The organism is Streptomyces acidiscabies, from assembly GCF_020010905.1.
Taxonomy (GTDB): domain Bacteria; phylum Actinomycetota; class Actinomycetes; order Streptomycetales; family Streptomycetaceae; genus Streptomyces; species Streptomyces acidiscabies.
This window is the reverse complement of the sequence record NZ_JAGJBY010000001.1, coordinates 5,306,622-5,319,435: the sequence shown is the minus strand read 5'-3', so window position 1 is coordinate 5,319,435 and position 12,814 is coordinate 5,306,622. Positions and strand designations below refer to the sequence as shown.

General features: G+C 70.3%; 15 protein-coding genes. 8 read left to right on the top strand and 7 right to left on the bottom strand.

The window, feature by feature from the left end:
• Window positions 1–168 precede the first annotated feature (168 nt).
• On the top strand, window positions 169–1,668 hold the full coding sequence (locus tag J8M50_RS24180) for an MFS transporter (protein WP_010360110.1): 1,500 nt from the start codon (window positions 169–171) through the stop codon (window positions 1,666–1,668).
• Between the two features lie 108 nt (window positions 1,669–1,776).
• On the top strand, window positions 1,777–2,346 hold the full coding sequence (locus J8M50_RS24175; RefSeq protein WP_010360109.1) for a TetR/AcrR family transcriptional regulator: 570 nt from the start codon (window positions 1,777–1,779) through the stop codon (window positions 2,344–2,346).
• A 4-nt stretch (window positions 2,347–2,350) separates the two neighbouring features.
• Here J8M50_RS24175 and J8M50_RS24170 read toward each other — a convergent pair whose 3' ends face one another.
• From J8M50_RS24170 to J8M50_RS24155, 4 genes are all read right to left on the bottom strand, one after another.
• Entirely contained in the window at window positions 2,351–2,515 is a 165-nt protein-coding gene (locus tag J8M50_RS24170) for a hypothetical protein (protein WP_158002848.1), read from the bottom strand.
• Between the two features lie 173 nt (window positions 2,516–2,688).
• Entirely contained in the window at window positions 2,689–2,862 is a 174-nt protein-coding gene (locus J8M50_RS24165; RefSeq protein ID WP_223786257.1) for a nitroreductase family protein, read from the bottom strand.
• Window positions 2,863–3,160: 298 nt separating this feature from the next.
• A complete protein-coding gene (locus tag J8M50_RS24160; RefSeq protein WP_223786256.1) occupies window positions 3,161–3,310 on the bottom strand; it encodes a nitroreductase family protein in 150 nt (49 codons plus the stop codon).
• Window positions 3,311–3,344: 34 nt separating this feature from the next.
• A complete protein-coding gene (locus tag J8M50_RS24155; RefSeq protein WP_010360108.1) occupies window positions 3,345–4,079 on the bottom strand; it encodes an NADPH-dependent F420 reductase in 735 nt (244 codons plus the stop codon).
• Window positions 4,080–4,183: 104 nt separating this feature from the next.
• Here J8M50_RS24155 and J8M50_RS24150 point away from each other — a divergent pair, with 104 nt between their 5' ends.
• Entirely contained in the window at window positions 4,184–4,738 is a 555-nt protein-coding gene (locus tag J8M50_RS24150) for a TetR/AcrR family transcriptional regulator (RefSeq protein ID WP_010360107.1), read from the top strand.
• 62 nt (window positions 4,739–4,800) lie between these two features.
• Here J8M50_RS24150 and J8M50_RS24145 read toward each other — a convergent pair whose 3' ends face one another.
• Window positions 4,801–5,895 carry a 4Fe-4S binding protein gene (locus J8M50_RS24145; RefSeq protein ID WP_010360105.1) on the bottom strand — a complete coding sequence of 365 codons (1,095 nt, stop codon included), beginning with the start codon at window positions 5,893–5,895 and terminating at the stop codon, window positions 4,801–4,803.
• Window positions 5,896–6,060: 165 nt separating this feature from the next.
• On the opposite strand from J8M50_RS24145, the gene J8M50_RS24140 reads away from it, so the two are divergent.
• The 5 genes from J8M50_RS24140 (at window position 6,061) to J8M50_RS24120 (ending at window position 11,710) form a co-directional block, all read left to right on the top strand.
• Window positions 6,061–7,536, top strand: coding sequence for a competence protein CoiA family protein (locus J8M50_RS24140; RefSeq protein WP_010360103.1), 1,476 nt, complete (start codon window positions 6,061–6,063; stop codon window positions 7,534–7,536).
• 83 nt (window positions 7,537–7,619) lie between these two features.
• Window positions 7,620–8,648, top strand: coding sequence for a D-isomer specific 2-hydroxyacid dehydrogenase family protein (locus J8M50_RS24135; protein ID WP_075661990.1), 1,029 nt, complete (start codon window positions 7,620–7,622; stop codon window positions 8,646–8,648).
• Window positions 8,641–9,681 (top strand): D-alanine--(R)-lactate ligase, encoded by a 1,041-nt coding sequence (gene vanA / locus J8M50_RS24130; protein ID WP_010360101.1) that lies wholly within the window; start codon window positions 8,641–8,643, stop codon window positions 9,679–9,681. Before J8M50_RS24135 ends, vanA begins: the two co-directional genes overlap by 8 nt.
• The gene (vanX, locus tag J8M50_RS24125; protein ID WP_010360099.1) at window positions 9,678–10,340 is read left to right on the top strand and encodes a D-Ala-D-Ala dipeptidase VanX; all 663 of its coding nucleotides are present in this window, start codon (window positions 9,678–9,680) and stop codon (window positions 10,338–10,340) included. The genes vanA and vanX overlap by 4 nt, the downstream gene beginning before the upstream one ends.
• A gap of 8 nt (window positions 10,341–10,348) precedes the next feature.
• Entirely contained in the window at window positions 10,349–11,710 is a 1,362-nt protein-coding gene (locus J8M50_RS24120) for a UDP-N-acetylmuramoyl-tripeptide--D-alanyl-D-alanine ligase (RefSeq protein ID WP_010360098.1), read from the top strand.
• Between the two features lie 24 nt (window positions 11,711–11,734).
• Here the strand turns inward: J8M50_RS24120 and J8M50_RS24115 are convergent, their stop codons facing one another.
• Both J8M50_RS24115 and J8M50_RS24110 read right to left on the bottom strand, forming a co-directional pair.
• A complete protein-coding gene (locus J8M50_RS24115; protein ID WP_010361052.1) occupies window positions 11,735–12,091 on the bottom strand; it encodes a VOC family protein in 357 nt (118 codons plus the stop codon).
• Window positions 12,092–12,160: 69 nt separating this feature from the next.
• On the bottom strand, window positions 12,161–12,799 hold the full coding sequence (locus J8M50_RS24110; RefSeq protein WP_010361051.1) for a maleylpyruvate isomerase family mycothiol-dependent enzyme: 639 nt from the start codon (window positions 12,797–12,799) through the stop codon (window positions 12,161–12,163).
• Between the last annotated feature and the right edge of the window lie 15 nt (window positions 12,800–12,814).

Sequence of the window (12,814 nt, the reverse complement as noted above, 5' to 3'; positions counted from 1 at the left end):
CACGAGGCGAAACCGATCGGTTCTCGCCAACAGTAAACCGATCGGTTTCCTCGCGCAACCCCAAGCCGCCACCAGCACTTGCATCATGGAAACCGATCTGTTTACCTGAGTGGAAACAGATCGGTTTCCGGCCATTGGCCGGCCCGTGCCCAGCAACCAAGGGGAAGAGTGAGTACCACCTTCGACCGCGAGGCACCCGCCTCCGGAAAAACAGACCCGGGCCGTCGCGGCTCCCACGCCGTGCGCTGGTTGGTGCTCGCCGTACTGGGCACGGCGCAGCTCATGGTCACGCTCGACGCGACCGTGGTGAACATCGCGCTGCCCGCCGCGCAGCACGACCTCGGCTTCAGCGACGGCAGCCGGCAGTGGGTCATCACGGGATACGCCCTGGCGTTCGGCAGCCTGCTCCTGCTCGGCGGCCGGCTCGGTGACCTCTTCGGCCGCCGGACCACCTTCCTGACCGGCCTGATCGGTTTCGCGGGCGCGTCCGTGCTCGGCGGCGCGGCGGGCAGCTTCGAGGTCCTCGTCGCGGCGCGTGTGGCCCAGGGGCTCTTCGCCGCGCTGCTCGCCCCTGCGGCGCTCTCGCTGCTGAGCGTGACCTTCACCGAACCGGCCGAGCGGGCGAAGGCCTTCGGCGTCTTCAGCGCGCTGGCCGGTGCCGGGGGCGCGGTCGGGCTGCTGCTCGGTGGGATGCTCACCGAGTGGGCGTCATGGCGCTGGGTGATGTACGTGAACGTCGTCTTCGCGGCCGTCGCGCTGGCCGGCGCGCTGCTGTGGCTGGCCAAGCCGGAGATCACCAAGCGGCCCCGGATCGATGTTCCCGGCACCGTCGTGGTGAGCGCCGCGCTGTTCGCCGTCGTCTACGGGTTCGCGCACGTCGAATCCACCAGCTGGACCGACCCGGTCGCCCTCGGCTCGATGATCATCGGCGTGGTCCTGCTCGCGGTCTTCGTGTGGCTGGAGTCCAGGGTGGCGCATCCGCTGCTGCCGCTGCGGCTCGTACGGGACCGGACCCGTGGTGGTTCGTTCCTGGCGGTGTTCGTCGTGGGCATGGGGATGTTCTCGATCTTCCTGTTCCTCACCTACTACCTGGAGGCCAGCCTCGGCTACTCGCCGATCAAGACCGGGCTCGCGTTCCTGCCGATGGTCGGGGGGATCGTCGCCGCGGCGACGACGGCGCCCGCGCTGCTGCTGCCCCGGGTCGGCCCGAAGATCGTGGTCAGCGCCAGTTTCCTGGTCGCCGCGACCGGTATGGCCCTGCTGAGCAGGCTTGCGCTGGACAGCACGTACGCCGCCCACATCATGCCCGGCATGATCCTGCTGGGGCTCGGCCTCGGCGGGGTGATGACCACCGCGTTCCAGGGTGCGACCGCCGGTGTGCACCACGAGGACACGGGCGTCGCGTCGGCGCTGATCAACACCGGTCAGCAGGTGGGCGGCTCGATCAGTACGGCGCTGCTGACCACCGTCGCCTCGTCGGCCGCGAGCGACTACCTGTCCTCGCACAAGGCCGGCGCGCTGACCGCCGCGCAGGCCGGGGTCGAGGGGTACACGGCCACTCTGGCGTGGGGTGCCGGGTTCTTCGTGGTCGGCGCGGTGCTCGCGGCGATCCTGATACCGAACACGGCGCTGGCGCCGTCGGAGGGCGAGCCCGTGATCGCCCACTGAGTCCGCATCCCCGCGCGGCGCCGTCCTCATACGGGCGGCGCCGCGCCTGCGACACAGCTCATAAACCGATCGGTTTCCATCTCGGCGGAATCGCGTTAACCTCGCAATATGACCACCGAAGTGAAGCCAAGCCCCAGAGAGCGGCTGCTGGAGGCGGTAGCCACGCTCACCTACCGGGACGGCGTCGGTGTCGGCGTCGACGCGCTGTGCAAGGCGGCGGGGGTGTCGAAGCGCTCCCTGTACCAACTGTTCGAGACCAAGGACGAACTGCTGGCGGCGAGCCTGGAGGAGCGCGCCTCCGCCTTCGTGGCGTCACTCCTGCCCGCCGCCGACGACGGCCGTTCTGCCCGCGAGCGGATCATGCACGTCTTCGAGCAGGTGGAACTCCAGGCGGGCGCGCCCGAGTTCCGCGGCTGCCGGTACCTGGCCGTACAGATCGAGCTGAAGGACCGGGATCACCCCGCCAGCAAGGTGGCCCACCGGATCAAGGGAAACCTGACGTCGTTCTTCCGGTCCGAGTCCGAACGAGGCAGCGCGGGTGACCCCGGTCTGCTGGCCCGCCAACTGATCCTCGTCTTCGACGGCGCCAGCGCCCGTGCGGGCATCGGCGCGGACAGCCTGACCGGGCTCATCACTCCCACGGTCGCGACGCTTCTCGACGCGGCGGGCGTGCGCTGAGGTTTCAGGAGGGGTGGTCGGCGAGCCGTGACATCCCCGCTGTGCGACTGCGACGGGAGAGCGGCGCCGCCGTCTGGGTGCACTCGCTCGACGCGCCCGCTCCGGCCGACGCCGGTGACCAGACGGTGAGCTGCTGGTCGGGGTCCCAGCCGAAGGCGAGTAGGTTCACGAGCCGTGGGTCCCGGGGATTGTCGACGGCCTGCGTGCGCAGGAGTTCGACGCCGATCGCGCGCAGCGTCGCGCCGCCTTCATCTCGCTGGACGTCGTGGCGAGCACGCGGGCCCCCATGGTGCGGGCAAGATTGCCTCCGCCCCGCAGGAACGGCTTATCGATGAAGAGCCGTTACGCGCTCAGGACGCCGGGGGTGTCATGCAGGACGACGCTCTGCTCCAGCGGGACGCGTCCCATGCGGACGCCGTTCACCGGCGCGGTCTCGTCGGCGATACCGGACAGCAGCTTGAGGTCCCCGGGGACGCCCAGGAAGGCGCGGACGGTGTCGGCGTAGAAGCCGAGCATGGCCATCCCCTGGGCGGCGAGGGAGAGCAGGAAGGCACGTACATGCCGATGTCCCCGGCCGCCCGTACGCCGTCGCCGAACGCCGGCATGAAGAGGAAGGCGGCGTGGGATGCGCCGAAGAACTTCAGGCCCTCGCGGGCCGCCGCCTTACGGGCCGCGCGATCCTCCCGCTTCAGGCCCGTGGCCCGGGTGAGGGTCGCGGCGTGGTGGTGCGCGCTGTCGAGGTAGGTGCCCTTGCCGAAGTCGGCGTAGTCGGAGGAGAAGCGGCCCTCGTCGTCGGCCTTGAGGATCTCCCCGCTCAGGGCGTCGCGCCGGAGACGATGTGCACCGTCCACGGCTGGGTGTTGCAGTTCGGCGGGACGGTCCGCGCATCCTCCAGTACCGCCCGGATGTCGGACGGGGGCAGCAGAGTGGGGAGGAAGGTGCGGACGGACCGGCGGGCTCGCACTACGTCGGTGGGAGCATCGAGGTTCCTTCCGGTGTCAGCGATGGGCGGCGCGGTTCATCTCGACGACGTCCTCGTGGGTGAAGGTGTCGCCGAGCGCGGCGAAGCGTTCGGGCAGGCTGTCGCGGACGAGTACGTCCTTGTGCCGGTCGGCGGCGGCGAGGGCGGGGCCGAGTTCGGCGAGGGTGAGTTCGGTGCAGTAGGCAGGGCTCATGGGCTGCTGGCGCCAGGAGTCGGCGAGCGCGCCGGCGTCGTACGGATCGAAACCCGTGTCGTCGACTAGGCGCATCGCCACGCGGCGGGCCTCGTCGGAGTCGGCCGCGACCGGGATCGCGATACGGCCGGGAGTCCCGGCCGGCGCCCCCTTCGCCTGGAGCGTTCCGGCGAGGACGGCGTTCCACGCCTTGGCCACGGGCCGCCCCAGCCGCTCGGCCACCCACAGGCTCTCCACCTGGCCGTCGTCCACCGCCGCGACGGCGCCGTTGAGGTGGGGGTAGTAGTTGGAGGTGTCGATGACCACGGTCTCCTCGGGGACGGCGGAGAGCAGGTCGGCCAGTGCGGGGAGGCGGGCGAAGGGGACGGACAGAATGATCACGTCCCGGTCCCGTACGGCCTCGGCGGCGGTCGCCGCGCTCGCTCCGGACTCCAGCGCGTCGGCCGGGACGGTGTGAGGGCCCCGGGAGTTCGCTACAGCGACGTCGTGCCCGGCCGCGCTGAGCTTGCGGGCGAGCGTCGCGCCGATCGCGCCTGTTCCGACAATGCCGATTCTCATGTCCACTCCGTGTGACGACTAAGTGGCGGGGTCCGCCATTTTCCGTCCGCTACGATAACCACTAAGTGGCGGGCCCCGCCACTTAGAGTGCCGGGAGGTGGTTCATGAGTGCGCAGCGGTCCGACGCCCAGCGCAACTACGCGCGGATCCTCGCCGTCGCCGAGCAGGAGGTCGCCGCGCTCGGCGCGGAGGTGTCGCTCGAACACATCGCCCGGGTGGCCGGGGTCGGGTCCGCCACCGTGCGCCGGCACTTCCCCAGCAAGCGCGCCCTGCTGGACGCGGTCTTCCAGGAAGGCGTCGAGGCCCTGTACGACCGCGCCGTCGAACTCGCCGCCGGCGAGGACGCGCGGGACGCGCTGATCGAGTGGCTCGGCGCCCTCGTGAAGTACTCCACCTCCGCGCGGGGCATGGCCGTGGCGCTGCTGCGGGACGAGACGGCGGCGGACCACGGGCACCCCTGCGACCGCCTCATCGACGGCGGTGAACCGCTGGTGAAGCGGGCGATCGAGGTTGGCGCGGCGCCCGCCGGGGTGACGGCTGCGGACCTGGTGACGCTGGTCACCGGCATCGTTCTGGCGACGGAGCATCACCGGGATTCGGCGGCGGAGGCGGAGCGGCTGTTGGCGATGGCGGTGCGGGGGATCGCGCCGCAGCTGTAGCCGGATCGGCGGTGTGATGCGAGGTGCGTCCGGCATGTGCGTACTCCGACGGGGCCGGTCCGTCAGGACGACGCGGAGCGTTTCGCCGGGGGCTGCCAGCCGCCGGTGACCTCCTTGACCGGCTTGTGGGGGAAGCGGCGTCGGGCGTATTCCTGTGCGTGGGAGCCCGGTAGGACGTACAGCGTCTCCGTCTTGTCCTGGAGGGGGCGCAGCACCGTGTCCATGAAGTTCTTGCGGTCGTCCAGGTAGGGGCCGAGGACGTCCTCGCCGCCGGGGCAGACCGCGAGGCAGTAGCCGGACTTGTAGCCGGGGGGCGAGGAGAGGCTCTGCCACATGGAGGCGCTCTCGGAGTCGGTGACCCGGGAGCGGTAGTCCGCGGCGTCCTCGCTGTCGGCGACGGTCTGCACCCAGTCGGTGAACCCGCTCATGAACTCGCGGTAGTTGTGCGTGGCGCAGGCCAGCGCGTCGAACGCGCCGCCCTTGTCGATCGCGCCGACCGGGCAGACGGCGACGCACAACTTGCAGTCGATGCACGGGTTGTAGTCCAGCTCCCGCCCGTACTCGCCCACTTCCGCGTCGACCAGGACGGTGGCCAGCAGCACGAAGTTGCCGAACTTCGGGTGGATGACGTTGCGGTGCAGCCCCATCACGCCGAGCCCGGCCGCCACCGCGACCGTCTTGTGCGCCACGACCCAGATCCGGCCGGGGAAGCGGTCCATCTCCTGGGGGAACGCGGCCGACGGGTTCAGTGCGCGATGCCCGGCGTCCTGCAATGCCCGCGTGACGGCCCGCGCGGCGTGGTTGGCCTGCTCGTCGGTCTGGTGGAACTCCTGGTTGGCCACGCTCCGCGCCGGGGAGCGGCAGTTGTCGCGGTTCATCCGGAACACCATGGCGATCAGGGTGCGTGTGCCGGGCAGCGCTCCGAGCACGTGCTCCCGCTCGCCGGCCAGGTCCGGGTGGTCCAGGCTCACCGCCGCCGCGTCGTCCGCGCCGGACGCGAGGCACAGCTCCTTCAGCCAGGCGGCGTCGATCACCTTCGGCGGGGTCGGGACGTCACCGGCCTCGCGGCGGGCGAGCAGTGCCTGTACGGAGGGGTGGGAGGCCAGTTTCGCCGGGAGTCTGGGTTCCGTCGGCTCGGTACCGGGTACGGCGGTCATCCGGCGCTCCTTGTCCGCTTCGCGGCTCGCCCGAACAGCGAGAAACCGATCGGTCCGCATCACCGTAAACTGATCGGTTTCCGCACGCAAGGGCCCGCCGCAACCTGAGGCGATGTCAGTGCCCCGCGCCATACTGGCCTCACCGACCAGCAGGGGGAGGCCGGCGTGGCATTCAGGGCCGTACACGCGCAGTGGGGAACCGTCTTCGCGCACCTGCCCGACCTCGGGTGCGGGCGCAGTTGGGAAGCGGTGTGGAAGAGCCGACCGCCCGCGCCGATCACCTGCGACGAGTGCCACCACCCCATGCACGCGAAGACCTCCCGCACCGGCCTACGGTTCTTCGCCCACGCCCCCGGCGCCCCCACCTGCGCGCTCGGCCTGGAATCCGTCGCCCACCACCTCCTCAAGCTCGAACTCGCCACCGCCGCCCGCGACGCCGGCGCCCACGCCGAACTCGAAGTCCCCGGCCCCGACGGCGCCTGGCGGGCCGACGTCCTGGCCACCGACCCCGCCGGGACCTGGAGCACGGCCCTCGAAGCCCAGCTCGCCCCGATCACCGGCACCGACATCGCCGCCCGCACGGCCAGGATGCGCACCGACGGGGTCGCCTCGATCTGGTTCAGCGACCGGCCCCGCCCGCCCTGGCTCGGCACTGTCCCGTCCGTACGCCTGGAGCGGCCCGAGGGGAGCACGGAACTGGCCGCCGCCGAAGGGCTGGTGAAGTTCACCGGCCGGGGCTGGAGAGCCGTTCCGGCCCCGCTCACCCAGTTCCTCGGCTGGGCGTTCACCCACCGGATCGTCACGCACACGCCGCGCGTCCCGCTGCCGTACCCGCACCGGCCCCTCGTCACGGTGTGGACGGCGCCGCAGTACGTCACCGCCGAGGACGTCCATCTCGCCGAGGAAGAGCGCCGCCGTCGTGAGCGCGAGCCCCAACTCGCCGCGCTGCGGGCGGCCCACGACAAGAAGCGGGACGAGATACGCGGCAAGAACGCCGCCTCCCGTGCGAAGGCCCTGAGCGCGGCGACCGCGGCCGAGCAAGCCGCCCGCGCCACCGGGGACGGCCGGCTGCGGGAGGCCGCCGTGCGCTTCCGTCCCGGCATCGACCTGGCCCTGGCGAAACTCGCCGACGAGTACGGCGTCACCGCGACCGTGGGCTTCAGCACCGGCGATCCCCGGTACGCAGGCGGCGTCCCCCTCGTCGACGAGGACGGTGTCACGGCCGCGGTCTTCGACCCGGACCCCAGCCTGGTTTTCGGCCGTTCCTTCCGGCTCCTGGCGGGCCTCCTCCTGATCTTCCCCGGCCGGACCGGCCGACAGCGCTTCCAGAAGGCCACGAGGCGGACCAAGTACACGCCGGTCGACGGCTACCGGACCGACTTCGTCGACGCCCCGCCCGCCGGCCCCGCCCGCTCCCTGCCGCCCACGTCCCCTGCCCCCGCGTGCACCTGCACCACCCCTCAGCTCGTCGCGAGAATCCAGAACGCCGAGTACCCCGCCGAGCCGAGTGCCCAGATGGGCCCCGCCACCGCCCTCTTCCGACCCTGGTGCCGGGCGTGCGGCGGCAGGTACGAGAAACCGTGGCGCCGGACCGGCAACGTCCCCGTCGACCCGGGCAGAGACGCTCGTCGAGGAGCGTAAGCAGGTCGCACGCGAGCGACCTATCGCCGCCGTATCCAAAACCCCATACGCACCGGCAACTTGACGCCGCCTTAGCTGAAGGCATGTCCTACCGCGAACCAGCACGAACGGCGGCCTGCCGCAACCGGTCGCCGGCGCCCCTCTCCTCCACCCCGCCGACGGGAATCACCGCCTACGGATGTGAGCCGGACGAGGCAGCCCTGTTCCGGGAGTTGGCGCCTCGTTTCGGTGTGGCGCCGGTCGTCACTGCGGCAGCGGTGTCCAAGGCCAACGCCGAACTCGCGTCGGGAAACCGGTGCATCAGCATCGGCCACAAGACTCAGGTCCCGAATTCCACGCTCCTGGCGCTCAGGCAGGTCGGCGTGACGTACATCTCCACGCGGAGTATCGGCTGCAACCATATCGACGTGGAGTACGCGGCCGGCCTCGGGATTTCCGTCGAGAATGTCACGTACTCCCCCGACAGCGTCGCCGATTACACCCTGATGCTGATGTTGATGACTGTTCGCCATGCGAAGTCCACCGTTCTCCGTGCGGCCACCCAGGATTTCCGGCTGAACGACATACGGGGGAAGGAGCTGCGCGACCTGACCATCGGGGTCGTCGGAACAGGACGTATCGGCACCGCGGTCATGGACAGGCTACGAGGTTTCGGATGCCGCGTACTCGCCTGCAGAAAATACCCCGAAGCCGATCACGTACCCCTCGGTGAATTACTGAGGCTGAGTGACATCGTGACGCTCCACACGCCACTCACCCCGGAAACGCACCACCTCCTCGATCACAACCGCATCGGGCAGATGAAAGAGGGCGCATTCGTCATCAACACCGGACGCGGTTCCCTCATCGACACCAACGCGCTCATCCCGGCACTGGAAAGCGGCCACGTGGGCGGCGCGGCACTGGATGTTCTCGAAGGGGAGGAAGGCGTCTTCTACACCGACCGCAGAGACAAGCCCATCGAGAACGAATCGCTGCTGCGCCTGCTGAAACTGCCGAACGCGCTGATCAGTCCACACACCGCCTACTACACCGAGCACGCCCTGAGCGACACGATCGAGAATTCCATCGCCAACTGCCTCACCTTCGAAAGCAGGAACCAGCATGGCTGAGTTGAAGGTCGGAATCGTCTTCGGGGGCCGTTCCGAAGAGCACCCCGTCTCCGTCAAGTCCGCGCAGGAGGTCGCGAAGAACCTCGACCTCGCCCGGTACGAACCGCACTACATCGGGATCACGAAAAGCGGTTCCTGGAAGCTCTGTTCCGGCCCAGCGCCGGACTGGGAGAACGGCGCGTGCCGCCCGGTCACGCTGTCGCCGGACAGCGGTGTACGCGGGCTGCTCGTCCTGGAGGACGGGCGGTACGACACGATCGGCCTGGACGTCGTCCTGCCCGTGCTGCACGGCAGACTCGGTGAGGACGGCGCGATACAGGGACTGCTGGAGCTCTCCGGCATCCCTTACGCGGGCTGCGACGTGCAGAGTTCCGCCCTGTGCATGGACAAGTCCCTCACCTACCTCGTGGCCCGCGACGCGGGAATCGCCACGCCGGACTTCCGGACCGTCACGGCGGACGAACCCGTCGACGCCGGCCGGCTCACCTATCCCGTCTTCGTGAAACCGGCCCGCTCGGGGTCGTCCTTCGGTGTCACCAAGGTGTCCCGGGAAGAGGAACTCCCGGCCGCGATCGAAACGGCACGGCAGTACGACGCGAAAGTCCTGGTCGAAGAGGCTGTCGTCGGCAGCGAGGTCGGCTGCGCGATTCTGGGGACCGGCACGGAGTTGATGACCGGTGAGGTCGACCGCATGGATCTTTCCCATGGTTTCTTCCGGATCCATCAGGAGGCGAATCCCGAGAGTGGTTCCGAGAATTCCACGCCCATCGTTCCGGCGGACATTCCGGTGGAGTCCCGCGCACTCGTCCAGGAGACGGCGAAGGCCGTCTATCGCGCCCTGGGATGCCGGGGGTTGGCGCGGGTCGACCTGTTCCTCACGGCCGATGGCACGGTCGTCCTCAACGAGGTGAACACGCTGCCCGGTCTGACCTCGTACAGCCGGTATCCGAGAATGATGGCCGCCGCAGGTCTTCAACTGTCCGATGTCATCGACAAGATGGTGTCGCTGGCGTTGAACGGGAACGGCCGGTGAGGGACGACTTCGTTTTCCTGGACGAGTTCGTCCCCGGCATACGCTGGGACGCCAAGTACGCCACCTGGGACAACTTCACCGGAAAACCGGTGGACGGATATCTGGCGAATCGCGTCGTCGGCACCAGAGCCGTGAGCGCGGCCCTCGACAGAGCGCGGAAAGAGGCCGCGTCCCATGGCTTCGGCCTGCTCCTCTGGGACTGCTACCGTCCGCAACGCGCCGTGGACTGCTTTCTGCGCTGGGCGCGGCAGCCGGAGGACGGCCGGACGAGGTCACGGCATTACCCGAACATCGACCGGGCGGCGATGTTCGACCAAGGGTATGTGGCCGCCAAATCGGGGCACAGCCGGGGCAGCACGGTCGATCTGACGCTCTTTCACCTGCCCACCGGCGATCTCGTTCCCATGGGCGGTGGCCATGACTTGATGGATTCCGTCTCCCATCACGGGGCAGAGGGAATCACGCGGCTCGAAGCGGAAAACCGTGAGCGTCTCCGGTCCGTCATGGAGCGCTGCGGATTCCGGTCCTACGACTGCGAGTGGTGGCATTACACCCTCGTCGACGAACCGTATCCGGACACCTACTTCGACTTTCCCATCACGCCCTATCGTCGGCCTATCGAAAACCGCATACGTGCCGGCAACACCGCGCGGCCTTGACTGGGGACATGACCTACAGCGAATCCCCCGGCACGATCCCGCTCGGCCTCGGCGAGATCGCCGCAGTCGTCGGCGGGACGGCCGTGGGCGACAGCACCGTGACCGCGCCCGCCGTGCTCGACAGCCGACAAGCCCAGCCGGGCAGCCTCTTCGTAGCCTTCGCCGGTGAGCACGTCGACGGTCACGAGTACGCCGTCCAGGCCGGCCGGACCGGCGCGGTCGCGGTGCTCGGCTCGAAGCCCACGCCGCTGCCCACCGTCGTCGTCGAGGACGTGCGAGCCGCGCTCCAGGCGCTCGCCGCCCATGTCGTGGCCCGGCTGCGCGACGGGCTGACCGTCATTGGGGTGACCGGCTCGCAGGGCAAGACCACCACCAAGGACCTGCTGGCGGCCGTCCTGTCGAGCACCGCGCCGACGACCGCGACGACCGGCTCCCTCAACAACGAACTCGGCGTCCCGCTCACCATGCTCCGCGCCGGCGCGGCCACCCGGTTCCTCGTCCTGGAGATGGGAGCCCGCCACCTCGGCGACATCGCCGACCTCACCCGCCTGGTCGCGCCCGACATCGCCGTCGTCCTCAACGTCGGCCAGGCCCACCTCGGCGAGTTCGGCTCGCGCCGGGCCATCGCCGAGACCAAGGGCGAACTGGTACGGGGGCTGGCGCCCGGCGGCACCGCCGTCCTCAACGCCGACGATCCCCGGGTGGCCGCGATGCGCGCCCTCACCGACGGCCCGGTGCTGACCTTCGGCCGGGCGCGGCACGCCGACGTACGCGTGCTCGACCTGACGCTGGACCGGCTCGGCCGCCCCTCCTTCACGCTGCGCACCGCCGACGCCTCGGCCCCCGTCGCGCTGCCGTTCGTGGGCGCCCACCAGGCACTCGACGCGGCGGCGGCAGTGGCGGCCGGACTCGCGGCCGGCGTCCCCCTCGACGTGGCCGCTGCGGCGCTGCCCAGCGCCTCCCTGTCGAAGTGGCGCATGGAGCTGCGTCCCCTCACCGGCGGCACGACGCTCCTCGACGACTCCTACAACGCCAACCCCGACTCGGTCCGCGCCGCCCTGGACGCGCTCGCGGCGATCGAGGGCACACGCCGTATCGCCGTCCTCGGCGAGATGCTCGAACTCGGCGAGACCAGCGAGGCCGAGCACCACGCCGTGGGAGAGTACGCCGCCACCCGCGCCGACATGGTGATCACGATCGGCGAGGCCGCCCGAGCGATCGCCGCCGGCGCGGGAGAGCGGGCCGTGGCGCTGGCCGGCAACGACACGGCCGTCGACTGGCTACGCGCCCACCTCACCGACGGCGACGTGGTCCTCGTCAAGGCCTCACGCGGGGCGCGCCTCGACGAGGTCGCCGCGGCACTCACCTAGCTCGCTGAAAGAGCAAGGCCCCGCTCAGACGCCCTCGACAAGGATGAGGCTGTTGCCGTCCGGGTCTCGCACAGCGAACATCGGCGGCACCCCGAACCCCATCCGTACAACCTCCGCGTCCACATCGACACCCCTTGCGCGCAGATCCGCGTGGTCGGCGTCCGCGTCCCGGGTCGTCAGACGGATGCCGGCCGGGATCCCTTCGGGAACGAGCGCGACCGTCGTCGCCGCTCCAGGCGGGGCCACCTCGATCCAGCGCCCGGCGCCGAAGGGGATGTCCCGGCGTACTTCGAAGCCGAGCTCGTCGACGTAGAACGCGGTCGCCTTCTGCTGGTCGGTGACGCGGATCGCGACCGTGGCCACCTGAGTGATGCTGCCCATCTCGTGCCTCCACTTTCTCGGGGTTCACCAGGTAGGACGGCGGCCGGCGGGCAAACTCATCGCCGGCCGCTAAGAACCCCTCAGCGCGCCGACTCCCCGCCCGCCCAGGTCGTCGAGCGCCACGCCCCGTCCCATGACCGCGAGCAGCAGGGACAGCGCGGGCCCGGTCACCTCCGGGCCGTCGCCGATCGACACCTCCGCGTCGGTCGCCGTGAGGCGGAGCGGGGCCACGAGTTCCTTCGCGCCGCCGAAGGAGACCGGGGTGCGGGCCTGGAGGCGGAGTGCCCTGACGACGGCGTCCTGGGGGTAGTTGCGGGTGAGGCCCAGCGGGCGGCGGATGTCCTCGCCATGGACGATCTCCTCGACGAGCCGGCTGTCGAGGGGCGCCGGAGGGATCGACGTCCGTGTGGCCACCTGCCGGAGCCGGGCCAGCGTCTCCCCCGGTGAGGCGCCGCGCTCGCGTGTCACCCCGTGCGCGTTCTGCCGGTCGAAGTCGAACCGGGCCCGGACGAGGCCGGCCACGAAGCCGAGACGCGTCGTGCGGGCCGAGTCGACCAGGTGGGCGGCGACGTCGTGGACCGTCCATCCCGCGCAGAGCGACGGCCGCTCCCACTGCTCGTCGTCGAGCCCCTCAAGGTCGTGGATCAGTGCCGCGCGTTCCGCGTGCACGATCGTCCAGACGTCTCGCCCTGGATTCCCCGCAGCCATCGGCTCTCCTCTCCT